Annotated in this window: 24 protein-coding genes and 1 tRNA gene; 14 read left to right on the top strand and 11 right to left on the bottom strand. The window is 63.3% G+C overall.

Translation table 11 applies throughout. The features are described from left to right. Positions 1 to 15: 15 nt before the first annotated feature. The 4 genes from LOZ74_RS10375 to LOZ74_RS10390 all read right to left on the bottom strand — a co-directional run bounded on the left by LOZ74_RS10375 (position 16) and on the right by LOZ74_RS10390 (position 3,798). Positions 16 to 780, bottom strand: a complete 765-nt coding sequence (locus LOZ74_RS10375; RefSeq protein ID WP_230291152.1) for an SDR family NAD(P)-dependent oxidoreductase — start codon at positions 778 to 780, stop codon at positions 16 to 18. Next, entirely contained in the window at positions 780 to 1,916 is a 1,137-nt protein-coding gene (gene lldD / locus LOZ74_RS10380) for an FMN-dependent L-lactate dehydrogenase LldD (protein WP_230291153.1), read from the bottom strand. Before lldD ends, LOZ74_RS10375 begins: the two co-directional genes overlap by 1 nt. Before the next feature lie 11 nt (positions 1,917 to 1,927). Next, a complete protein-coding gene (locus LOZ74_RS10385; protein ID WP_230291154.1) occupies positions 1,928 to 2,908 on the bottom strand; it encodes a sugar phosphate isomerase/epimerase in 981 nt (326 codons plus the stop codon). A gap of 101 nt (positions 2,909 to 3,009) precedes the next feature. Continuing rightward, positions 3,010 to 3,798 (bottom strand): DeoR/GlpR family DNA-binding transcription regulator, encoded by a 789-nt coding sequence (locus tag LOZ74_RS10390; protein ID WP_230291155.1) that lies wholly within the window; start codon positions 3,796 to 3,798, stop codon positions 3,010 to 3,012. 218 nt (positions 3,799 to 4,016) lie between these two features. Here LOZ74_RS10390 and LOZ74_RS10395 point away from each other — a divergent pair, with 218 nt between their 5' ends. The 5 genes from LOZ74_RS10395 (at position 4,017) to LOZ74_RS10415 (ending at position 9,914) form a co-directional block, all read left to right on the top strand. Next, positions 4,017 to 4,889: a transketolase gene (locus tag LOZ74_RS10395; RefSeq protein ID WP_230291156.1), complete on the top strand. Its 873-nt coding sequence runs from the start codon at positions 4,017 to 4,019 to the stop codon at positions 4,887 to 4,889. Continuing rightward, positions 4,889 to 5,845: a transketolase family protein gene (locus LOZ74_RS10400; RefSeq protein WP_230291157.1), complete on the top strand. Its 957-nt coding sequence runs from the start codon at positions 4,889 to 4,891 to the stop codon at positions 5,843 to 5,845. Before LOZ74_RS10395 ends, LOZ74_RS10400 begins: the two co-directional genes overlap by 1 nt. After that, on the top strand, positions 5,846 to 7,390 hold the full coding sequence (locus LOZ74_RS10405; protein WP_230291158.1) for an FGGY family carbohydrate kinase: 1,545 nt from the start codon (positions 5,846 to 5,848) through the stop codon (positions 7,388 to 7,390). A gap of 66 nt (positions 7,391 to 7,456) precedes the next feature. After that, positions 7,457 to 8,749, top strand: a complete 1,293-nt coding sequence (locus LOZ74_RS10410; protein WP_230291159.1) for an MFS transporter — start codon at positions 7,457 to 7,459, stop codon at positions 8,747 to 8,749. 37 nt (positions 8,750 to 8,786) lie between these two features. Then, positions 8,787 to 9,914 (top strand): fumarylacetoacetate hydrolase family protein, encoded by a 1,128-nt coding sequence (locus tag LOZ74_RS10415; protein ID WP_370638820.1) that lies wholly within the window; start codon positions 8,787 to 8,789, stop codon positions 9,912 to 9,914. Positions 9,915 to 9,943: 29 nt separating this feature from the next. Here the strand turns inward: LOZ74_RS10415 and LOZ74_RS10420 are convergent. Then, positions 9,944 to 10,018 (bottom strand) — tRNA-Gln (locus LOZ74_RS10420). Positions 10,019 to 10,148: 130 nt separating this feature from the next. On the opposite strand from LOZ74_RS10420, the gene LOZ74_RS10425 reads away from it, so the two are divergent. Further along, entirely contained in the window at positions 10,149 to 11,192 is a 1,044-nt protein-coding gene (locus LOZ74_RS10425; RefSeq protein ID WP_230293866.1) for a DNA topoisomerase IB, read from the top strand. A gap of 8 nt (positions 11,193 to 11,200) precedes the next feature. Here LOZ74_RS10425 and LOZ74_RS10430 read toward each other — a convergent pair whose 3' ends face one another. Next, complete coding sequence (locus LOZ74_RS10430; protein WP_230291161.1) at positions 11,201 to 12,304, bottom strand: branched-chain amino acid aminotransferase; 1,104 nt, start codon at positions 12,302 to 12,304, stop codon at positions 11,201 to 11,203. A gap of 231 nt (positions 12,305 to 12,535) precedes the next feature. Between LOZ74_RS10430 and rph the strand changes: the two genes are divergently transcribed. From rph to LOZ74_RS10450, 4 genes are all read left to right on the top strand, one after another. Continuing rightward, positions 12,536 to 13,255, top strand: coding sequence for a ribonuclease PH (gene rph / locus LOZ74_RS10435; RefSeq protein ID WP_230291162.1), 720 nt, complete (start codon positions 12,536 to 12,538; stop codon positions 13,253 to 13,255). Continuing rightward, the gene (rdgB, locus tag LOZ74_RS10440) at positions 13,252 to 13,902 is read left to right on the top strand and encodes an RdgB/HAM1 family non-canonical purine NTP pyrophosphatase (protein ID WP_230291163.1); all 651 of its coding nucleotides are present in this window, start codon (positions 13,252 to 13,254) and stop codon (positions 13,900 to 13,902) included. The genes rph and rdgB overlap by 4 nt, the downstream gene beginning before the upstream one ends. Positions 13,903 to 14,073: 171 nt before the next feature. Next, positions 14,074 to 14,433 (top strand): hypothetical protein, encoded by a 360-nt coding sequence (locus tag LOZ74_RS10445; protein WP_230280900.1) that lies wholly within the window; start codon positions 14,074 to 14,076, stop codon positions 14,431 to 14,433. Between the two features lie 86 nt (positions 14,434 to 14,519). Then, positions 14,520 to 15,254, top strand: coding sequence for an NRDE family protein (locus tag LOZ74_RS10450; protein ID WP_230291164.1), 735 nt, complete (start codon positions 14,520 to 14,522; stop codon positions 15,252 to 15,254). Here the strand turns inward: LOZ74_RS10450 and LOZ74_RS10455 are convergent. Further along, the gene (locus LOZ74_RS10455) at positions 15,251 to 15,817 is read right to left on the bottom strand and encodes a CAP family protein (RefSeq protein WP_230291165.1); all 567 of its coding nucleotides are present in this window, start codon (positions 15,815 to 15,817) and stop codon (positions 15,251 to 15,253) included. The genes LOZ74_RS10450 and LOZ74_RS10455 overlap by 4 nt on opposite strands. 72 nt (positions 15,818 to 15,889) lie before the next feature. Between LOZ74_RS10455 and hemW the strand changes: the two genes are divergently transcribed. Genes hemW through LOZ74_RS10470 form a run of 3 tightly spaced genes read left to right on the top strand, consistent with a single transcriptional unit; the run spans position 15,890 to position 18,924 of the window. After that, complete coding sequence (hemW, locus tag LOZ74_RS10460; protein ID WP_230291166.1) at positions 15,890 to 17,044, top strand: radical SAM family heme chaperone HemW; 1,155 nt, start codon at positions 15,890 to 15,892, stop codon at positions 17,042 to 17,044. Positions 17,045 to 17,055: 11 nt separating this feature from the next. Further along, positions 17,056 to 17,961 (top strand): tyrosine recombinase XerC, encoded by a 906-nt coding sequence (locus tag LOZ74_RS10465; protein WP_230293867.1) that lies wholly within the window; start codon positions 17,056 to 17,058, stop codon positions 17,959 to 17,961. Positions 17,962 to 17,967: 6 nt separating this feature from the next. Then, complete coding sequence (locus LOZ74_RS10470) at positions 17,968 to 18,924, top strand: hypothetical protein (RefSeq protein WP_230291167.1); 957 nt, start codon at positions 17,968 to 17,970, stop codon at positions 18,922 to 18,924. Here the strand turns inward: LOZ74_RS10470 and LOZ74_RS10475 are convergent. Genes LOZ74_RS10475 through rsmI form a run of 4 tightly spaced genes read right to left on the bottom strand, consistent with a single transcriptional unit; the run spans position 18,913 to position 21,783 of the window. Then, positions 18,913 to 19,548, bottom strand: a complete 636-nt coding sequence (locus tag LOZ74_RS10475; protein ID WP_230291168.1) for a DedA family protein — start codon at positions 19,546 to 19,548, stop codon at positions 18,913 to 18,915. The genes LOZ74_RS10470 and LOZ74_RS10475 overlap by 12 nt on opposite strands. 38 nt (positions 19,549 to 19,586) lie before the next feature. Further along, positions 19,587 to 20,528, bottom strand: coding sequence for a glutathione synthase (gene gshB, locus LOZ74_RS10480; protein ID WP_230293868.1), 942 nt, complete (start codon positions 20,526 to 20,528; stop codon positions 19,587 to 19,589). Positions 20,529 to 20,581: 53 nt separating this feature from the next. Continuing rightward, positions 20,582 to 20,947: a YraN family protein gene (locus LOZ74_RS10485; protein WP_230291169.1), complete on the bottom strand. Its 366-nt coding sequence runs from the start codon at positions 20,945 to 20,947 to the stop codon at positions 20,582 to 20,584. Continuing rightward, positions 20,944 to 21,783 (bottom strand): 16S rRNA (cytidine(1402)-2'-O)-methyltransferase, encoded by an 840-nt coding sequence (gene rsmI, locus LOZ74_RS10490; RefSeq protein WP_230291170.1) that lies wholly within the window; start codon positions 21,781 to 21,783, stop codon positions 20,944 to 20,946. The genes LOZ74_RS10485 and rsmI overlap by 4 nt, the downstream gene beginning before the upstream one ends. A gap of 40 nt (positions 21,784 to 21,823) precedes the next feature. Between rsmI and LOZ74_RS10495 the strand changes: the two genes are divergently transcribed. Beyond that, positions 21,824 to 23,059, top strand: coding sequence for a penicillin-binding protein activator (locus LOZ74_RS10495; protein WP_230291171.1), 1,236 nt, complete (start codon positions 21,824 to 21,826; stop codon positions 23,057 to 23,059). Positions 23,060 to 23,362 lie beyond the last annotated feature (303 nt).

The raw sequence follows: 23,362 nt of genomic DNA on the forward strand, positions 1-23,362 counted from the left end.
GATAGCGCCGCCCGATCATTGCAGATTCACGAACATACCGCCATCGACAAGCAATGCCGCGCCGGTGACATAATCCGCCATGTCGGAAGCAAGAAACACGATCGGCCCCGCCAGATCCTCTGGCTGGCCCAGACGGCCCAGCGGCGTACGGCTTTCCATATATTCGCGCTTTTCCGCGTCGGCCAGGTCGTCCTTGTTGATCTCGGTCAGGATCGTGCCCGGCAGAACCGAATTGCAGCGGATCCCATGCTTGCCCAGCGCGATCGCCGCCGACTGCATCAGCGAATGGACGCCCGCCTTGGTCGGCGTGTAATGGGTCTGGAATTCGCCGCCCACCAACGCGCTGATCGACGAGACGGCAACGATAGCCCCGCCCTCGCCCTGTTCGACCATCTGTCGGGCAGCGGCCTGCACCATGTAATAGGCGCCGTGAAGATTGACGCGGAACGTGCGGTCGACCGTTTCGACCGGCATGTCGAGAAAGGCGTGGAACGGGCAGATGCCCGCGTTGGACACCATCACATCGACCCGCCCGAATGCCTCGACCGCGCGGGACACGAATTCACCCGCCGTTGCAGGATCGGCCACATCGCCCTTTACCGCGATGGTGCGCTGACCCAGCGCCTCGATCTCTTCCACGCAGCTTTGCGCCTTGTCGTCGCTGGAGGCGTAATTGATGGCGACATGCGCGCCATGACGGGCCGCGCCGATGGCGGCGGCCCTGCCGATGCCGGTCGACCCGCCGGTCACCAGCACGATTTTTCCGTCAAGCAGCCGCATCACACAGCCTCCGCAAGGATCGAGCGGTCGATCGCGTCGATCCGGTTCACACCCGTCAGCGTCATGGCGACATGCATCTCGGCAGCGATCAGTTGCAGCAGCTTTGCCACGCCAGCCTCCCCCTGCGCCGCCAGCGCCCACAGCCATGCGCGGCCCAGCAGCACGCCATCGGCGCCCAGCGCCAGCATACGCACCACATCCAGCCCGTTGCGCACCCCGCCATCGGCCAGCACCGTCAGCCTGCCCGCCACCGCATCGGCAATCGCGGGCAGTGCCCGCGCGCTCGACCACACGCCGTCGAGCTGGCGGCCACCATGGTTCGACACGACGATACCGTCGGCCCCGATGGCCGCCGCCTCGCGCGCGTCTTCGGGGTCCAGAATGCCCTTGATGATCAGCGGGCCGTCCCATTCCTGCCTGATCCAGTCGAGGTCCTTCCACTGGATAGACGGATCGAAATTGCGGCCCAGCCAGCCCATGTAATCGTTCAGCCCGCTATCCTTGCCCAGCACGGGCAGCAGGTTGCCCAGCATATGCGGACGGCCGAACAGCCCGACATCGAACGCCCATCGCGGCTTGAACGCGGCCTGCACAAAACGGCGCAGCGCGGCATTGGGGCCGGACATGCCTGAATGCGCATCCCGGTAACGCGCGCCCGGCACCGGCATGTCGACCGTGAAGACCAGCGCCTCTGCCCCTGCCGCCTTGGCGCGGGCGATCAGGTCTTTCATAAAATCGCGGTCGCGGATCACGTAAAGCTGGAACCAGAACGGATCGGCGCATTTGGCCACCTCTTCGATCGAGCAGATCGAGACGGTGGACAGGCACATCGGCACGCCCGATTTTTGCGCCGCCCGTGCTGCCTGAAGCTCACCCCGGCGGGCGAACATGCCCGAAATGCCGACTGGCCCCAGCGCCACCGGCAACGCCATTTCGCGCCCGAACAGGGTTGTTTTCAGGTCGATGCTGGCGACATCCTTCAGCACCCGCTGGCGCAGCGCGATCTCGGCCAGATCGGCGCTGTTGCGGTGCATGGTATGCTCCGCATAGGCGCCGCCGTCGGCATAATCGAACAGGAAGCGCGGCACGCGGCGGCGCGCGGCTTCCTTGAAGTCATTGGCAGAGGAAATGATCACGCCGCGGCCCTTTAAAAGGTCGAAAACAGCGCTTTGCGCGCCAGATTCAGCGCCGCCACCGCATCATGGCGCGACTGCGCCTCGCGCATGGCATCGAAATCGAGCCGGTCGAGCGCGGTTTCAATTGCCTTCAGAAAAGTGATCGCCGAATTGGCCGCCGCCACGCTATCCTCGCGGAAGGGAAACTGGTCGAGTTGCCAGACGCCTTCCCAATTGTTCTTGCGCAGCGTGTAGAAGAATTCGAACAATTCGATCGGATGCACCGATCCGGCGATCAGATCGTCGTCCCAGCTGCGGAAATTGTCGTTCACATCCATGCCGAATAGGCGGCCGTGGTCGATTGCCAGCTGCGCCGCATCGGCAGGGCTTTCGCCGCCATAGAGCGAGTGGCCGAAATCGAGCAGGATGCCGATATTGGGCAGGCCGATCTTTTCGATCCCCAGCAGCGTGCGCGATACGCTGTCATAGCTCATATGCACGCGCGGCTCGCGCGGCTTGTATTCGATCACGAATTGCAGGTCGGGGTTCTGTTCGGCGAGTTCGCCGATGCCGTCCATGCTGGCCTGCCAAACCGCCTTGTGATCGACCTGAAACGGATAGTCCCAGCCATCCTGACCCGGCCACAGCTTGACATATTTCGCGCCGAAATGGCGGACCACGTCGGCCGCCTCGTTACACATCTCGTTCGCAAGGCGGCGAATGCCGTGATCGGGATTGGTAAAGGCGCCCTTGGCAAAGCGGCGGGTGTAAATCTCGGGCGTGATGCCGATGACCGACAGGCCGTTGCGATCCAGCGCCTTGCCCACCGCATCGAGCGACAGATCGGGATCGACGAAGGGGAAATTGATATCGACGACCAAAAGATCGTCGACCTGTCCCGCCAGATCGATCATCTCGATCAGGGTGCGCGGCGGGCCATAGCCGTCGGTCGCGTAACGGTCCACATAGGTCGCGAAGTGCCAGATGCCGGCGCCGAATTGCTGTTTGCCCACTTTGTATCCTCGTCCCAAATTATTGATGCGCCCGGTTGGCCGCTGTTGCCCAAATCGTCGCTTTCGCCCAAATCGTCGCGCTCTCGCGATGCCGCAGCCGGTCAGGCCACGACGACCCTGACGCTCGCTGCCTCGATGGCGCTGCGATCCTCGTCACGGATGGAAGTGTCGGTCACCAGAACATCGACCATGTCGATCCCGCCCAATGCGGTGAAGGACCGCTGCCCGATCTTGCTGGCATCGGCGACCAGCACGACTTCGCGGGCAGCCTCTATCATGGCGCGCTTGACCGGAATGTCGGACAGCGCCGGATAGGTCAGCCCCGCCTCAAGATCGATGGCCGCCGTCGCCAGAAACAGCCGGTCGACATACATGCCGTGCAAATATTCGGCAGAGCGGTTGCCCGACACCGACAAGGTTGGCGCCTTGAAATGGCCGCCAGTCAGATGAACGTCGAAACCCTGCTCCGCCCCCAACATCAACGCGATGTTCAGCGCATTGGTGATCAGCGTAATGTCATGCCGCCCCGCCAGATTGGCCGCGACCTCGGTCGTGGTCGATCCGGCGTCGAGAATGATCGACGCGCCGTCATCCACCATCGCGGCCGCCGCAATGCCGATCTGGCGCTTCGCCTCCATGTGTCCCGCGTTTTGCAACGCCATCGAACGAACCTGCGTAGGCAGCGACTTCAGGAACGCTCCGCCATGTTCGCGCAGGATATGACCATGCGCCTCCAGCGTTTCCAGATCCTGCCGCACCGTCACTTCGGATACGTCGAATGCCTCGGCCAGGGTGCGGACGCGGGCACTGCCCTCTTCCTGCAGCCACGCCAGCATGCGCGCCCGCCGCGCCTCGCCCAGCAGGCGCGGTTTGGATCCGCCCATATTCATGGCTGAGCCCTTTCGCGCTGCACCGGCTGCACCCGAAACAATCCTTCCGACATCCATCAACAGCATCGCGCCATGCGGCACGACGCTTTCCGGATTCGTATGATGACTTCGGATATTTGTCAATTTTCTTCGTTTTTTGATCGAAGTGGAAAAAGTCGAAGGCAAAACCCTTGCGACAGCTTCGACTTCCCGCTATCCATGCCGCAGGAGAGCGATTCATGATACGTATTATGCCTGACCCCAACGGCTCGTCAACCGGCAGCATCGAACAGCGCGCGGCGCATGTGCGCAGCCGCGCCAACTGGATGCGCCGACGCTTGCTGAAAATGATCGTCGATGCCGGGCAAGGACATCCCGGCGGCGATCTGTCGGCGACCGACATCATCGCCTCGATCTATTTCGATGTGCTGCGGATCGATCCCGCCAATCTGCTGGCGCCCGACCGCGACCGCTTCATCATGTCCAAAGGGCACTGCACTGGCGCGCTGTACACGGCGATGGCCGGACGCGGCCTGTTCGCCGAGGAAGAGCTTAACACCTATCTCAAGCCGCGCTCGCGCCTGAACGGCCATCCGAACCGCACCTATCTGCCGGGAGTGGAAACCAATACCGGACCGCTGGGTCACGGTCTGCCCGTCGGAGTCGGCATCGCGGTCGCGGGTCAGATCGACGACGCGGATTACCGCACTTTCGTGCTGACCGGCGACGGCGAATTGCAGGAAGGGTCGATGTGGGAAGCCGCCATGTTCGCGGGACATCGCGGGCTTGGCAGGCTGACCGTGATCGTCGACCGCAACCGCCTGCAACAGGGTGCGAAGACCGAAGATACCAACGGGCTTGAACCGCTGGCCGATAAATGGCGCGCCTTCGGATGGGAAGTCGCTGGCGTCGACGGCCACGATCATGCCGCGCTGCTGGCCGCATTCGACGATGCCGCCCTGCCCCGCGACAAGCCCCGCGTGATCATTGCCGACACGCACAAGGGCAAGGGCGTCAGCTTTATGGAGGACCAGCCCGGCTGGCACCATGGCGTCCCCAATCCCGAACAATATGCACAGGCACTGGCCGAACTCGAAGCGGAGATGGCGTGATGGGCGGCGCAACAGTAACCAAAGCCGACATGTTCGATTGCCGCGACGCCTATGTCAGCGCACTGGAAGAGCTCGCCGTTGGGGACGAGCGGATCGTATCGGTCTGCAACGATTCGGTCGGATCGTCGAAACTGGGCAAATTCCGCGAGAGATTTCCCAAACGCCTCATCAATGTCGGCATTGCCGAACAGAACATGGTGGGCGTGGGCGCGGGGCTGGCCAATGGCGGGAAGATCCCCTTCGTCAGCGGCGCGTCCTGCTTCCTGACCGCCCGCGCGATGGAGCAGATCAAGGCCGATTGCGCATACAGCCACGCCAATGTGAAGCTGTGCGGCATTTCGTCGGGCGTTGCCTATGGCGAGCTGGGCGCGACGCATCACAGCATCGAGGATATCGCATGGCTGCGCGCCATCGACGGCATGACCGTGATCGTTCCCGCCGATCCGTGGGAAACCGATCAGGCGATCCGCGCTGCCGCCGCGCATGACGGACCGGTCTATATCCGTTTGAGCCGCATGCCCGTCCCCGCACTGGAGCGCGCCACGGCGCAATTCGCCATCGGAAAAGGCGAGGTTCTGCACGAAGGCGGCGATATCGCGATCATTGCCAATGGCACCATGGTTCACCGCGCCATCGACGCGGCAAAGGCGTTGGCGGGTGAAGGCATCGCCGCGCGCGTCGTCAACATGGCTTGCGTCTCGCCCGTCGATGAGGAACTCATCGCCTCGGCCGCGCAGACCGGCGCGATCGTCACGGTCGAGGAGGGGCTGAAGCAAGGCGGTCTTGGCGGCGCGGTTGCGGAATTCTGCGCGCAGAACGCGCCTGTTCCGATGCGCATTCTGGGCTTTCCCGGCTTTGTGCCGACGGGATCGGCAGCGTGGCTTCTGGACGAATTCGGCCTCAACGCCACCGGCATCGCCGGTGCCGCGCGCGAGTTGATGACAGGTCGCAGCTGAATGGCGCCGGCAGTGCCCTCTGACCCCGTTGTGCTCGCCATCGATCAGGGCACCACGAATACCAAGGCGATGCTGGTACGCGGCGACGGGCAAATCATGCTTTCGAGGCCGCGCTCCGTCCCGCTCGCCTTTCCGCAGTCGGGCTGGGTCGAACAATCGGCCGAGGATATCTGGACCACGGTGGTCGATCTGATCGCCGAGCTTTGCGCCGCCGCGCCGCGCGCCTCGATCGCGGCACTCGCCATTTCGAACCAGCGCGAGACTGTGCTGCTGTGGGACCGCCACACGGGCAAACCGCTCGCGCCTGCCGTCACATGGCAATGCCGCCGCTCTGCCGACCGCTGCGCCGCGCTGCGCGCCGACGGGCATGAGGAGGAAATTGCCAGCCTGAGCGGGCTTGGCATCGATCCGCTGTTTCCCGCAGCGAAAATCAGCTGGATGCTCGACCATATCCCCGACGCCCGTACAGCGGCTGCGCGGGGCGATATTCTGGCGGGCACGATCGACAGCTGGCTGTTATGGAAGCTGACCGGCGGAACCGTGCATGCGACCGACACCAGCAATGCATCGCGCACCCAGCTGTTCAATCTGGACCGGCTGACATGGGACGAACGGCTGGCCGAATTGTTCGACATACCGCTGTCGATACTGCCTCAGGTCATGCCGTCGGATAGCCTGTTCGGCACAGTCCAGGATGCATGCCCTGCCCTCCCTGACGGAACGCCGGTTCGTGCCATGATGGGCGACAGCCATGCCGCGCTGTTCGCGCATGACGAAGATGCGTCGGGCACGGTCAAGGTCACCATCGGTACGGGCAGTTCGCTGATGGTTGCCACCCCTGCACGCGCCCGATCAACCCATGGCCTGTCGGGCACCGTCGCGTGGAGCCGCAGCGATGGCGGCGCGCAATATGCGCTGGAAGGCAATATCAGTGTATCGGGCCATGCGGCGTCTTTCATGGCAAAGATGATGGGCCTTGCCGGTGCGGCGGCCCTGTCCGAACTGGCCGGACAGGTCGACAGCAGCGATGGCGTGATCGTCGTTCCCGCTCTTGCAGGGCTTGGCGCGCCACATTGGCAGACCGATGCGCGCGGCACGATCACCGGCATGACGCTGGGCACCATGCCCGCCCATCTCGCCCGCGCAACGCTGGAGGGTATCGCGCACCAGATCTGCGACGTGATCGAGGCGATGGAGGCCGATCTCGGCCAGGATTTCCCCGCGATCGCCATCGACGGTGGCGGCAGCGAAAGCGCCCTTCTGGCGCAGATGCTCGCCGATTTCAGCGGCAAGACGATCATCAGCCCCGCTTCCGCCGAAACCAGCGCACTGGGCGCGGCCCGCATGGCTGCGCTGGCCACAGGGATCGCGATTGGGGGACAGGATCGGCAAGAAACCCGATATCATCCGGCTCTTTCGATCAACTATCGGAAAGAGGCGCGAAATTTATGGCGCGCGGCCATTGCGCGGCTTATCGCTGCGCAGGCCGGACCTGCTGCTGCCCCGACTACGGCGGGTAACAGTATGGCCGCAAGTGCCGCATGACCCGACATAAACTGCGCGAAGCGTGCCGCGGGCGCCGCTTCGCCAGCACAGGACGAGAATGACGCAATGACCACTCCCGACGAACTGGCGCACCCCATCGATGTGCCCGAAGGCAAGGACGACTGGAAGAATACGATTCTGGCAGGCCTTGCGAACTATATCGATGCCGGCTCCATTGTCGCGGGCTCGGCGGCGCTGGCTCTGTGGGTAGAGGCCTATGGGCTGTCGACCGATCTGGTCGGCCTGATCGGGGCGTTCGGCCCCAATGCCATCGCGGCTGGCGTCGGCGCACTGATCGGCGGACGGCTATGCGACATTCTGGGCCGCAAGAAAATTTATCAATACGACATGCTGTTTTACGCATTCGGCATGATGTGGCTCGTCTTCGCGATGAATGCGTGGATGATCGTGCTGGGCTTCTTCCTCGTCGGACTTGCTGTGGGTGCCGACATTCCCGCGTCGTGGTCGCTGATCGCCGAGATGGCGCCCGACAAGAAACGCGGCAAACACAGCGGCGTGGCGCAGGTGCTCTGGTATCTGGGGCCGGTCGTGGTGCTGTTGATGTTCCTCGTCCTCGAACCTCTGGGTCTGCTGGGTGCGCGGATCGTGTTCGCCCATCTGGCGCTGTTGGCGGTCGGCCTGACCTTCCTGCGGTCGCGGATGAAGGAATCGCAACGCTGGCTCGAGGCGCAGGCCAAGACCCCGGATGGGGGCGCTCCGCTTCAGCGCGGCAATTGGCGCGATCTGTTCACGCGCCAGCACATCCGTTCGATGGCATTTCTGGCGGGCATGTATCTGTTCTGGAACCTGTGGGCGGGGACCAACGGGTTCTTCTTCCCCTATATCCTGCGCACCGTGGGTAACCAGTCGCAGGCCATGTCGGTCGCCATTCAGGCGCTGTCCTTCCTGCTCGGCATGGCGTCGATCTACTTCGTGTTCATGAAATTCGCCGACCGGGTAAACCAGCGCCTGCTGTTCGGGCTTTCGGCGCTGGTCCAGATCGTGGGAATGTCGCTTTTGGCGATCTTTCCGCTGACGCTGCCGGTGGCACTGGCCCATGTGTTCCTGATGGCATTTGGGCAAGGTTTCGGCGCGCAGTGTTTCTTCCAGCTCTGGTCGTCAGAGATGTTCCCGACCCTTCTGCGCAGCACCGCGCAGGGCGTGATGTTCGCGGTCGTGCGCATCGCGCTTGGCGTTTTCAGCTTCTTCGTGCCCTTCCTGACTGCAACTGGATTTACCACGCTGGCATGGATTCTGGTCGGCTTCCTGACGATCAGCGGCGTCATCGGATTTGTCTGGGCACCGCGGAACGAGGGCAAATCGCTCGAACAGCTGGATGCCGAGCGGCAGGCGGGCTGACGCGCCCCGATTTAAGAGAGGATAGACGATCATGGTAATGCGTTTCGACCCGGCGGCCCTACCCGCCGATCACGAACGGGCCGTGCTGGCTGGCCGCGTCGGTCTTGCGGGCGGGCCGGTGCCCGTCCTGCTGCGCGGCGGACAGGTTTTCGACGTGTCGGACGCAGCCATGACCGTATCCGAGCTGTTCGACATGGCAGACCCCGCCTCGGCCGCAGGCAGGCTGCTGTGCAGCATAGAGGAGCTGACCGTCGGCGGCGGCGCGTTCGAATTGCTTTCGCCCGTCGACCTGCAATGCGTGAAGGCCTGCGGCGTGACCTTTGCCGTATCCGCCATCGAACGGGTGATAGAGGAACGCGCCCGCGGCGATGCCAATGCCGCCGCCGCGATCCGCGCCGAACTGGAGGACCGCGTCGGCAGCGGCATTCGCAATGTCGTGCCGGGCAGCGACAGCGCCGCCCAGCTGAAAGCCGCGCTGATCGAAGCGGGCATGTGGTCGCAATATCTGGAAGTCGCCATCGGCCCCGATGCCGAGGTTTTTACCAAGGCGCCGGTGCTGTCCACCGTCGGCTGGGGCCGCAAGGTGGGCATCCGGTCGGATTCGACATGGAACAACCCCGAACCCGAAGTCGTGCTGGCCGTCAACGCATCTGGCAAAATCGTCGGGGCCATGCTGGGCAATGACGTGAACCTGCGCGATTTCGAAGGGCGCAGCGCCCTGCTGCTTGGGAAGGCCAAGGACAACAATGCCGCCTGCGCATTGGGCCCCTTTGTCCGCCTGTTCGACGACGGCTTTACCATCGACGATATTCGCAGTGCCGAACTGGATTTGCGGATCGACGGACCCGAGGGCTATCTTCTCGAAGGCCATAGCTCGATGAACCAGATCAGCCGCGATCCGCTGGAACTGGTGCGCCAGACCATGTCGGAACATCATTACCCTGACGGCTTCGTGCTGATGCTGGGCACATTATTCGCGCCGGTGCAGGACCGCGACGAACCGGGCCGCGGTTTTACCCACAAGGTCGGCGATATGGTGCATATCCGTTCGGATAAGCTGGGCACACTGACCAATCAGGTCGTCCACAGCTGCGACGCACCCGCATGGCAATTCGGCATCCGCGAACTTTTCCGTACGATCACCGAACGGCGCGTGACGGCGTAACCCCTGGGTATGTGAAAAAAGGAGAAAACTGGCTGGGGCGGCAGGATTCGAACCTGCGCATGCCGGTACCAAAAACCGGTGCCTTACCGCTTGGCTACGCCCCAACATGTCCTGACCCGTGTCGGGCCGAGGGCCGCCATATAACCGGTTTCGCAGCGTTGAAAAGGGCTTGCGGGCGGAAAATGAGTGATGAACCGGAACCCTCCGGTCATTGCCGGTGTTTTTCGCTTCATCATGGCAGGCAATACCGACAAAAACGACACGAAGGGGCGTAATCTTCCCAAGCTGATCTTCGTCGATGACAGCCTGCCCGGCATTACCCGCCGCAAATGCGGGAAAGGCTGGGCCTATTACGATGCCAAAGGCAATCGCATTTCGGACCGCGACGAAATCAACCGCCTGAACGCCGTCGCCTTGCCGCCCGCCTATACCGACGCATGGTATTGCCCGGCCGCCAATGGGCATATTCTGGCAACCGGCCTGGATGCCAAGGGGCGCAAGCAGTACCGGTATCACCCCGATTTCCGCAGCCATCAGGATGGCGAGAAATTCGACCGCTGCCTCGCATTCGGCAAGGCGCTGCCCTTAATCCGCAAACGTGTTGAGGAAGATCTCGCAAGCAGCGGGCTATCGCGCGACAGGGCCATTGCCAGCGTCGTTCGCCTGCTCGATCTTGGCCGGTTACGGATCGGGAACGAAGCCTATGCCAGAGCGAACAAAAGCTTTGGCGCGACCACGCTGCGCAACCGGCACGCCGAGTTGAAGGGCGGCAGGTTGCGTTTGCGGTTCAAGGGCAAGTCGGGCCAGAACCGCGAGGTAACGCTGACCGACCGAAGCCTTGCCCGAACCGTGCGTAAGATGCACGAACTGCCCGGTCAACATTTGTTTCGCTATGTCGGGGAGGATGGCGAAGCGCATCCCGTGTGTTCGAGCGACGTGAACGCCTATCTTCGCGAAGCGATGGGGGAAGATTTTACCGCCAAGGACTTCCGAACCTTCCACGGCAGCGTCCTGGCCTTCACCGAACTGGCGCGGGCCGAGGGGCGCGTTCCGATCAAGGCGCTGCTGAACGCGGTGGCCGAAAGGCTGGGTAATACGCCTGCCGTGACGCGCAAGGCCTATATCCACCCTGCCTTGATTGCGCTGGTCGACCGGCAATTGCGCTGGCGGGCAGAGCTCAGGCTCCCGCGCAAGAGCCGCTGGCAAAGCCGCGAGGAACGCGGGCTGATCGCTCTTTTGGAAGAAAGCCCCGCGGCGGCCGAATTGCTGGCCGCCTGACGGCGCCGTCAGCCCAGCTTCGTCACCCAGCCATGCGTATCGGGCACCAACCCGCGCTGGATGCCGGTGAGGCGGTCCTTCATCTTTTGCGTCAACTGACCCGGACCGCCGCTGCCGATGGTGAATTCGCCGTCATGGCCCGCGACCTTGCCGACCGCAGTGACGACCGCCGCCGTGCCGCAGGCAAAGCATTCGACCAGACGCCCCGTGGTCGCATCCTCACGCCATTGTTCAAGGCTGTAGCGGCCTTCCTCGACGTTCAGCCCTTCCTCTCGCAAAAGGGTGATCAGGCTGTGCCGCGTGATGCCGGGCAGGATCGTGCCGGTCAGTGCCGGGGTCAGCACCGTGCCGTCATCGAACACGAAGAACAGGTTCATGCCGCCCAGTTCCTCGATCCATTTGCGTTCCGCCGCGTCAAGGAACACGACCTGATCGTGGCCGCGTTCGATTGCTTCGGCCTGCGGGACGAGGCTGGCAGCGTAATTACCGCCGCATTTGGCCGCACCCGTGCCGCCGGGGGCCGCGCGTGTATAATCGCTCGACACCCAGATCGACACCGCGGGCGCGCCCGATTTGAAGTAATTGCCCGCAGGGCTGGCGATCACGATAAATTTGTACTGCTTGGCAGGACGGACGCCCAGAAATGCCTCTGACGCGAACATAAAGGGGCGCAGATACAGCGATGCGCCCTCCATTTCCGGAATCCACGCGCCGTCGGTCTCGACCAGCATTCGTACGGCTTCGAGGAACAGTTCCTCGGGCAATTCGGGCATCGCCATGCGGCGCGCGGAATCGTTGAAACGCTTTGCATTCGCCTCGGGCCGGAACAGCGCCGTGGTGCCGTCGGGGTGGCGATAGGCCTTCATACCCTCAAAAATCTCCTGCGCATAATGCAGGACGGCGGCGGCAGGGTCGAGCGAGATGGGCTGGCGCGGACCGATGGTGGCATTGTGCCACCCCTCCCCCTCGGCCCAGTCGATCACCACCATGTGGTCGGTGAACAGCGTGCCGAAACCGGGATTGGCCAGCAATTGCGCACGCGTTTCACCGGGTACGGGCGCGGGATGTGCCAGAGTGGTGAAACCGGTCTTTTCTGCGGCGCTGGTCGCCATGGTCGCGTACTCGCTTGCTGGGTAATATTCGAACGATGGCGGTTAGGCGCAGGCGCCGATCCTTGCAAGGGGGTGCATCGCGTGAAATCGATGCTTGCCCGCACTGCGCGAAACCTTCGCTCTACACGCGGCTCGCAGTCCACAATCGCACCTTGCACCGCGCGGCCAAAACTTTCACAGGGGCGGCCACAAACGCATTTCATCACGAACACCAGCTGCAAAGGTAATCCCATGCGCCCATCCGGCCGCGCCGCCGACCAAATGCGAGCCATCTCGATCGAGACCGGCTTCACCAAACATGCCGAGGGATCGGTCCTTGTCAGCTTTGGCGAGACCAAGGTGCTGTGCACCGCCAGCGTGGAAGAGCGCGTGCCCCCGTTCCTGCGCGGCAAGGGCGAAGGCTGGGTCACGGGCGAATATTCGATGCTGCCTCGCGCCACCCACACGCGCGGCAGCCGCGAGGCGGCCAAGGGCAAGCAATCGGGCCGTACGCAGGAAATCCAGCGCCTGATCGGGCGTTCGCTGCGTTCGGTGACCGATCTGAAAAAGCTGGGCGAGCGGCAGATCACGCTGGATTGCGATGTGATCCAGGCCGATGGCGGCACGCGCACCGCATCGATCAGCGGCGCATGGGTCGCGCTGCGCCTTGCCGTCGAAGGCCTGATGAAATCGGGCGCGATCAAGGTCGATCCGCTGACCCGCAAGGTCGCTGCGGTGTCCTGCGGCATCTATAACGGCACACCCGTCCTCGACCTTGATTATGACGAGGATTCGAGCGCCGATGCCGACGCCAATTTCGTCCTGATCGAAGGCGGCCATATCGCCGAGGTTCAGGCCACCGCCGAGGGCGCGACCTATGACGAGGAACAGCTGCTTCGCCTGCTGCGCCTTGCCCGTACGGGTTGCGACGATATCTTCAAGGCGCAGGCCGCCGCAGTCGCAGGCGCATGACCGGCGCTCCCCGATCGGATACTGGCCGCCTCGGTTCCGGTTCGCTGGTCATCGCCACCCATAACGCGGGCAAGCTGAAAGAGATTTCGGCCCTGCTCGCGCCCTATGGGATGAACTGCATTTCGGCAGGCTCGCTGGGCCTGCCCGAACCGGCCGAGACGGGGACGAGTTTTGCCGAAAACGCGCTGATCAAGGCGCGCGCCGCGGCACAGGCGTCGCAGATCGTGGCACTGGCCGACGATAGCGGCTTGTCGGTTGACGCGCTGGGCGGCAGGCCGGGGGTGTACACCGCCGACTGGGCCGAACGGCAATGGTTCGAAGGCGATCCGGGCCGCGACTGGTATATGGCCATGGGCAAGGTCGAAGGATTGCTTGCGCAGCAGGGGCCGAATGTCGACCGCAGTGCGCATTTTTCCTGCACGCTTGCTCTGGCATGGCCCGACGGCCGCCACGCGATCTATGAAGGGCGCGTCAAAGGTGCGCTGACATGGCCGCCGCGCGGCACATTGGGCTTCGGCTATGACCCGGTCTTCGTGCCCGAGGGCCGTACGCAGACTTTTGCCGAAATCGACCCCGCAGAAAAGCACGCGATCAGCCATCGCGCCGACGCCTTCGCAAAGCTGGTCGCCGATCAGTTCACCGCTTGAGCCGGGCAGTAGCGCCGTATCGTTCCCGATGCGCGAAAGGGATTGCTGCGCTGCGTAAAACAATTGTCCGTTATGCACAGCAACTTGCGGCGCGGGACCCCCGCGTTAAGAGAATTTAAACGCCCGCACCCGCACAATTCCCTCTGAAATCTCGTGCTCAGGGAGATTTACGTGGGTCGCTTCAAAGTAATGCCGACGATCGATCAGCAGGCCATCAAGGCCCGCTGCCGCTATCGCGTCGGAACCGGAATTTCCTTCCCCGCCAATCTGGTCGAATTAACGCAGGAGGGCGCCCGGATCGAGGGGATTTCACGCCAGCTGGGACCGCGTGACAGGCTGACCATCTCGTTCGGCGGATTATCGGCCATCGATGCCGAGGTGCAATGGATCGAACGCGGTCAGGCCGCCCATTTGCGCTTTATCAATCCGCTCTATCCCGCTGTGCATACATTTGTGCTGGCACGCCTGCGCGGCGCGCATTTCGAAGTACGCCTAGCCAAGCCGAAGCCCGTCATCCGCGCCTGCTGCTGATGGATCTGACGCGCACTTCTATCGAAGTATGTGCGCTGATCGGCTAGGCCGCCCGCTGCCATAATGGGACAAGCGGGGTCGGGATCATGTGCGTTGCAGCCGTGGCATGGGATTGCCATCCCGAACTTGTGCTGGTTGCCATCGCCAATCGCGATGAATTCCACGCCCGCCCGACAGCGGCACTCGACCGCTGGCCCGGCGATCCGCGCATTATCGCCGGACGCGACCTGCGCGGTGGCGGCACATGGCTGGGCGTTTCCGAGAGCGGCCATTTCGCCCTGCTGACCAATTTCCGCGATCCCGGCCGTGTGACCGAAGGGCGCCCTTCGCGCGGATCGGTGGTCACCGATCTGCTGCGGGGCCGCGAACCGGCAGGCATCGGGGCCATGAACCCGCTCAATGTTTTTCACGCGCAAGTGGGCAAGGCGCGCATCATCACCAACCATCCCGAGGTGCGGGAACACGGTCTTGGCGCGGGGGTGCATGGCATATCGAATGGCGCGTTCGATACGCCATGGCCGAAAACCCGCCAGCTATGCGATGCGCTGGCCGCTTGGCTGCATGGCGATGTGGCCGATACCGGGCCGCTGTTTACGGCGCTGCGGGCGGAAACGCCACGCCCCGACGATCCCGCGCCCTTGCATGCGCCCGAACCGGATTACGCGCCGGTTTTCATCAACAATCCCGAATATGGCACGCGGTGCAGCACGCTGGTGACAATTGCGCGCGATGGCACCGGCACGATGACCGAACGCAGTTTCGATGCCGCGGCGCAGCCGGTCGCTGCTCGCACAGTCTACTTCCGCTGGCCAGCCGTCTAAAGAACGGGTCGCCCCATCGTGTTGCCTGCCGGCCAGTACCGGCACACCAGCCAGTCCTGCCCTCCGCCAGCTGCGACCGCGCAACCGACCTTTTCGGTGCCCCGCCAGATCAGCTGCGTGTAATGGCCCACGTCGCGCCATTGTCCGGTGGTCGAGACATCGGGGAACGTGCCGCGCCGGAAAAAACGCTTTTCCTCGACGAAGGTGTCGACCATTTCCTCGGCGGTGTAATAGCCCTTGGTCCCCATCCACAGGTTCTCTCCCGCGCCGCGTCTGGCGGCGGGATCGGCATGGGTCATCTTTTGCCTGCGGGCCATTTCGCGGGCCCAGACCTGCGCCTCCCCAGCCAGCTTTGCGTCCCATTGCAGGGCGGGAACGCCGACACGCTTGCGCTCTGCATTATGGGTGTCCAGCAGGCGCTGGGCAAAACTCGTCGCGGGCACGCTGTCGACGCGCGGATATTTGCTGGAATATCCCCATTGCTGCTGCGCCACCGCAGGCCCCGCGATCGCGGCTCCTGCCATGCCAAAAACCGCCAATCCCGTTGCAACCCAGCGTTTCATCCGTCCGTCCATGTGCACTTGTTTCGCCCCCAAGCTTGACTTCGCCCGCTGAACAGGTGCTGAAACGCGGCCATGGCGCTGGCGCTTTATATCCATTGGCCCTTCTGTCTGAAGAAATGCCCCTATTGCGACTTCAACAGCCATGTGCGCGACGGCGTCGATATGGCCGCGTGGGAGGCGGCGCTGCTCGCCGATATGGCGCATGAGCGGGAGGCGACCGGCCCCGATACGCTGACGTCGATCTTCTTTGGCGGCGGCACGCCATCGCTGATGCCGCCTGCCCTGGTCGAGACGCTGATCGCCGCTGCCACGCGGCACTGGCCGGCCGCACCCGATCTGGAAATCACGCTGGAGGCCAATCCCTCTTCGGTCGAGGCTGCCGCTTTTGCCGATCTGGCACGCGCGGGCGTGAACCGCGTGTCGCTGGGACTGCAAAGCCTGAATGACGATGCGCTGCGCTTTCTTGGCCGCTTGCACGACGCGCGCGAAGGGATCGCCGCACTGGAGGTGGCGCAGCGCGCGTTCGACCGCATCAGTTTCGACCTGATCTATGCCCGCCCCGATCAAAGCGCCGATGAATGGCAGGCCGAGCTTTCGCGCGCGCTTGCATTCGGAACGGGGCATTTGTCGCTTTATCAGCTGACCATCGAACCGGGGACGCGTTTCGCCACCGATTACCGCCTCGGCCGGTTTGCCCTGCCCGAAGACGATACCGCCGCCGCCATCTTCACCCTGACCCGCGCGATGACGGCAGAGGCGGGTTTGCCTGCGTATGAAGTCAGCAATCATGCCCGCGCCGGGCAGGAAAGCCGCCATAATCTGACCTATTGGCGCTATGGCGATTATGCAGGCATCGGCCCCGGCGCACATGGCAGGCGGCGCGGGATCGCGACGCAGCGGCACAAAAAGCCCGAGAATTTTCTGTCGGCCACCGTGCGCAACGGCCATGGCATGTCGGAAAGCCGCCACCTTCCCGCCCGCGAACAGGCGGCAGAGGCGCTGATGATGGGCCTGCGCCTTGAAGAAGGACTCGATCTGGCCGCCATGGCGCAGCGTTTCGGTCTGCCCGTCGACCAGCTGATCGACGATGCCAAGGCGCGCTTTTATCGCGATTTGGGCCTGATCCGCCGCGAGGGCACGCGATTATTCGTCGAACCGGCGGGCATGGTTCTGCTCGACGCCTTGCTGGGCGAGCTGGTGTCCGGCGAATTGCTGGCCGCGACATGACTGTATCCGCCATGAAATCGCGCGCCGATTTGCTGGAGCAATGGCACGACCATCTCGCCTTTGGCTTGCGGCGTTCGCCCCATACGGTGCGTGCCTATGGCGATGCGGCGCGGCGCTTTCTGGAATGGCTGGGCGACGAGGTGGACTGGCGGCGCGTGGCGGGCACAAAGGCGGCCGATATGCGCCGCTATCTGGCAATGCGGCGCGGCGACGGACTGTCCAACGCCTCTGCCGCGCGCGAGCTTTCGGCGCTGAAGGCCCTGATCAAATTCGCACTGGCGCAGTCGGGGAACGAGGATCTGGCCCCGCCCCGCCTGCGCGGCCCCCGCGTTGCCAAGGGCCTGCCCCGCGCGGTCACGCCGGATGAGGCGGTCAATCTGGCCGAAACCGCTGCCGAATTCGCGGACGAGGACTGGATCGGCGCGCGCGACCGTGCCGTCCTTTTGCTGCTCTATGGCGCGGGCCTGCGGATTGACGAGGCTTTGTCGCTCGATTGCGGGATCATGCCGATGGGCGAGGCGATCACCGTCACCGGCAAGGGCCGCAAGCAGCGCGTGGTGCCTGTCCTCCCTCTCGTCCGTCAGGCGGTGGAGGATTATCTCGCGCGCCAGCCATGGCCTGCGGGCGCACGCGATCCGCTGTTTCGCGGCGCGAAAGGCGGACGATTGTCGCAAGGAATGGTACAAAAGGCCACTGCCCGCGCGCGCGCGGCGCTGGGCCTGCCCCCCAGCGCAACGCCACATGCACTGCGCCACAGCTTTGCCACGCATCTGTTGGCGGCGGGCACCGATCTGCGCAGCCTTCAGGAATTGCTGGGCCACGCCAGTCTCGGCTCGACCCAGATCTACACCAAGGTCGATGCTGCGATCCTGCTCGACGTCTATCGCGATGCGCACCCAAGGGAGCGCGACGATTAGGTCCGAATGACTGCGCAAGGCTTATTGATTTGGCAATGCCTCGGTCATATCGTTCCGGTCATGCGAACCATTCTTGCTGCTGCTGCATTGGTCTTATGGCCGGGTTTTGTCCCGAAAGTCTTGGCGAAGGAGCCGCCTGAAGAGGTCATTTTTGAGCCCAGCACCGACTGGCTCGTCGACTTTGCCGAGAACAGATGTCTGCTGACCCGCCTGTTCAAATCGGGAGAGCGAGAATTCCGGCTTCAGTTCGTGCAGTATCAACCGGGCGACGCAATCCATCTTCTAATGGCGTCGGAAAAGAAATTCGGTCGGTCAAAATTTCGCGCACGCGTCGGCACCTCGACCGACTTCCGTGAATATGAATCCTATCATACGCTGGATTGGGACTCGGTGCCGGCGGCATTCGTCAGCCTTTCACTTCGTCCGCGCTTGCCCGATGTGAATGATGAAAATGCCCGTCCAATATGGACCGATCGCGAACGCGAGGAACTGACTGCCGCCATGGACAGGCTGGAAGTCGAAATTCGCGGCGAAAGGCTGGTAGTGAAGACTGGCAGTTTGCGCGCACCGATGAGCGTCATGGATAGGTGCACTGATAATCTCGTCGAGAGCTGGGGAATTGATATTGCCGCGCACGCAAATCTGACCCGCCGCGCCGCGCCAGTCGATTATCGCGACATGTTCAACAAGATGATCGACGCTCCGCAATACCGATCCAAACACGCCCCCGACAATCTCATCGCGGTGGTTCGCGTCGATTTGGACGAAGCAGGGCTACCGACGGGCTGCCACGCCTATGATGATATGAGCTATGACAAGCTCGACGAATTCGTCTGCGAGGTTTTGATGGAAGATACGAAATTCCTTCCCGCCCTCGATAGCGACGGCAATCCCATCGCCAGCTATTACATGACATCCTTCGGTTTGTTACGGTTCAGCTATAGCTGGGGTTCAAGTTTCTGAACCCTCCGTGCCTGACTGCTCTTCCGGATCCCTAGGTTTCCACGTCACCACGCGGAACACATAGCCCACCAGCATCGCGCCGATCAGGACCCATGTGCCGATGCCGACCCACACCTCGAAATCCTTGACGAAGCCCGCCAGCAGGGTCGCACCCGCGATCAGCAGCGTGTTCCAGATCGCCGCTCCCAACGCCGTGAAGATCAGGAATTTCCAGACATTCATATGCGCCAGCCCCGCCGGTAGCGAGACGATGGTGCGCATCAGCGGCGAAAAGCGCAGGAAGAACACGACCCATTGGCCGTGCTTGCGGAAAAAGCGGCTCGTATCCTCGATATGTTGCCAGTCCAGCGTCAGCCAGCGGCCATGGCGTTCGATGAACGGTTCCAGCCGCCGATAGCCGTATTTGTGGCCGATCCAGTACCAGACATAATTGCCCGCGACCGATCCCACCGTTCCCCATACCAGCAACGGCAGAAACGACATCGACCCGCGCGCGACCAACAGGCCGCCCACGCCCATGATTACCTCGCTGGGAATGGGCGGGAAGATATTCTCGATCGCCATCAGAAAGGCGATGCCGAGATAGCCGCCCCTCTCGATCATGGTGATGATCCAGTCGGTCATTACCCGCTCAATGCGTCAGCGCGCTTTTGGCTCCGCGCCTAGCGGCCCAGCCGTGCCTCGATCGCGTCCCAGATCATGCCGCTGGTATCGGTGCCGTTGAAATTGTCGATGGCGACGATGCCCGTCGGGCTGGTGACATTGATCTCGGTCAGCCATTTGCCGCCGATCACATCGATACCGACGAAGACGAGGCCCAGCTCTTTCAGTTGCGGCCCCATCGCGTCGCAGATTTCCTGTTCGCGCGGGGTCAGCAGCGCGCTTTCGGCATAGCCGCCCTGCGCAAGGTTCGACCGGAACTCCCCCTCGCCCGGCTTGCGGTTGATCGCGCCGGCGACCACCCCGTCGACCAGCACGATGCGCTTGTCGCCCTCGCTGACTTCGGGAAGGAATGGCTGGACCATGAAGGGTTCGGGCCATGTCTGGTTGAACATCTCAACCAGCGCGGAAAGATTGCCGCCGTCGGCATCCACCTTGAACACTGCCTTGCCGCCATTGCCGTGCAGCGGCTTGATCACCACCGCGCCATGTTCGGCGATAAAGTCGCGCACTTCCCCGATCCGGCGGGTGATCAGCGTGGGCGGCATGAATCGGGCGAAGTCCAGAACATAGACTTTTTCCGGCGCGTTGCGGACCGATACAGGGTCGTTCACGACCAGCGTTTCACCCTTCAACCGTTCCAGCAGCCAGGTGCCGGTCAGATAGCCGATGTCGAATGGCGGATCCTGCCGCATCAGCACCACATCGACATCGCTGCCAAGGTCGATGCTGCGATGCTCGCCCATGTTGAAATGGTCGCCCTTCACGCGGCGCACGGTAACGGGCGCGGCCCATGCGGTAACCCGTCCGCCGCCCTGCCCGTCCGATTTCCAGCTCAGGCTGCGGACGTCGTAATGGAACAGCCGGTAACCGCGTTCCTGCGCCGAAAGCATCAGGGCAAAGCTGGAATCGCCAGCGATATTGATCGATTCCATCGGGTCCATCTGGACGGCGATACGCAGGGGCTGTGGCACGTCGGTTCCTTTTTCGGCAGGCGTCAGAACAGGCCTGCATTCTCCAGATGGCGTGGCGCATGGCCGGGTGCAAGCAGCAGCACGTCGATCCGCATGTCATCGCCCTCTTGCACAAAGCGGTGGGCCTCAGCTTCGGCCGCCGCGCATACACGGGCAAGACGGCGCGCGTCGATGGCATTGTCCAGTCCGGCGGCATTTTGGCGCCATTTGACCTCTATAAAGGCCACGATGCGCCCTTTTCGGGCCACCAGATCGACCTCTCCCGCCGCATTGCGCACGCGCCGCGCCAATATGTCCCAACCGCCCGCGTGCAGGAACAGCGCGGCTTCCTCCTCGCCGCGACGCCCTTGTTTCTCGGCGCGGATGCGGCGGATGGCTGCGGGCTTCACGCTTTCAGTTCCATCGCGCGGGCATACAGCAGCTTGCGGTCCAGCCCATGCGCCCTGGCCAGCTTTGCCGCCGCCTGACTGGGCTTGTCGGTCAACAGCGCCTCTGCCAGTAAGGCGTCGATATCCAGATCCCCGGCATCCGCTTCGACCGGAGGGCCGATCATCAGCACAATTTCTCCCCGTGGCGGATGGGCGGTATAATGGGCGACCAGATCATCCGTCGTGCCGGTCCGGCATTCCTCGTGCAGCTTGGTCAGTTCGCGGCCTACCGCAACAAGTCGGCCCGGCAAGGCGTCGCCGATCGCCTGCAATGCGGAAACGAGGCGCGGCGCGGTTTCATAGAATACCAGCGACGTGCGCACCCCGCCCAGTTCGGCCAGCACATCGGTGCGTGCCTTCGCCTTTTGCGGCAGAAAACCGGCGAACAGGAAGCGGTCGGTCGGCAAGCCGGATATCGACAGCCCCGCGACCACCGCGCTCGGCCCCGGTATGGCAATGACATTCAGCCCTTGCGCGCGCGCCGCATGGACCAGCCGGTAGCCCGGATCGGAAATCAGCGGCGTGCCCGCATCCGACACCAGCGCCACCGCTGCCTCTGCCGCCAATGCCAGCAGGCCGTCGCGCGCCTGTTCGTCGGCATGGTCGTCATAGCGGATCAGCCGCTTTTTGAGGCCCAGATGCTGCAGCAGCCGCCCCGTTACCCGCGTATCCTCGCAAGCCACCGCCTCCGCGCCGCGCAATGTCGCAATGGCGCGCAGAGTGATGTCACCAAGATTGCCAATAGGCGTGGCAACTATATAGAGGCCCGGTTCAAGGGATTCATCGCGTTGGTCCATGGCCCGCGCTGATGCACGCCATACTCTGGGAGATGCAAGCATGAACACGCGGGTCGCACCCATCGCCGCGCCTGTTTCGGGCAAAAATGTTTCGGACACGGACGGTTCCGGCAAGAACGCCAACCGACGCCGCGCCCTACGGCTGGGGGTCATGGGCTTTGGTGCGCTGGTGCTAGCCGGTTGTAAGGGCATAATTCCCGATGGCGGCAATGTGCCCACCACCGGCCCCGCGCCGGTCGAAGGGCCGGTCGCTGGCCAATTGCCCGATGTGGACGAGGCACGCCACCGCATCGCCCTTTTGGCGCCGATGTCGGGGGAGAATGCGGCCGTGGGGCAAAGCATGGCCAATGCCGCCAATATGGCGCTGCTCGATACCAATACGGCGAATATCCGCATCACCAGCTATGACACGGCCCGCGATCCGGCAGGCGCGGCGCGGCGCGCGATCGCGGATGGAAACCGGCTGATCCTCGGCCCGCTGCTGGGCGATAATGTCGATGCGGTAAAGGGCGTGGCAAAGCCCGCGCGCGTGCCGATCATCAGCTTTTCCAACGATAGCGAGGTCGCAGGCGACGGCGTTTACGTGATGGGCCAGATCCCGGCGCAGTCGATCGAACGGACGATGATCTTCGCCCAGCAAAATGGCATCAGCCGGTTCGGCGCGCTGGTGCCCAGCGGCGAATATGGCAAGCGCGCATCCGATGCGATGCTGGCGACCGCGCGCCGCACCGGCACGCGGATCGCCGCCATCGAAACCTATAACCGCGATAATAATTCGCTGACCTCGGCCGTCCGCCGCTTGCAGGAAAACGGCGATTATCAGGCGATCCTGATTGCCGATGGCGCGCGGATTGCCGTGCGCGCCGGCCCGCTGATCCGCGATGCCGACAAGATGGCAAAGATTCTCGGCACCGAATTGTGGAGCGGCGATGCGCAGATCGCACAGACCCCTGCCCTGCGCGGCGCATGGTTTTCCGCCGTCTCGGATGCGCGGTTCCAGCGCCTGTCGGACAGCTATAAAAGCCGTTTCGGTTCGGCACCCTATCGCGTCTCCGCGCTTGGCTATGATGCGGTGCTGCTGACGATCCGGATCGCTCGCGACTGGCAACCGGGCACGGCATTTCCCGTATCGGAACTGAACGATCGCGGCGGTTTCCTCGGCCTCGACGGTGCCTTCCGCTTTAACGACGGGGTGGTGCAGCGCGCGTTCGAAGTGCGCGAGGTGACGGTGAACGGCATGAAAGTGGTATCGCCCGCGCCGACCAGCTTCGATTGATCCCTTCTCGACCTGGCGGCGAAGCCCCTAGAGGCGCCGCCAAGCGTTCGAGGGTGGGTGAAGAGCGAGGCGACGCCCCCGATAACGGCTTCCACCCGAGGGGGAGTCGGGTCGGGGGACGGGAAGCCGAAGGGACAAACCCGCAGACCGCCTTTGCAGCGTCCTGCTGATGGAATGCGTTATGCCACACGCGCGTTGTTCGGGAAAATGCGAAAAAACTGATACACAAATCGGGTTTTGCGATTAATCGCACTCAGGATTGCTCATAACTTCCCGCATCCGCTTGATCGCGGCCCCATGGCG

The organism is Croceicoccus sp. Ery5 (genome assembly GCF_020985325.1).
Classification (GTDB): Bacteria; Pseudomonadota; Alphaproteobacteria; order Sphingomonadales; family Sphingomonadaceae; genus Croceicoccus.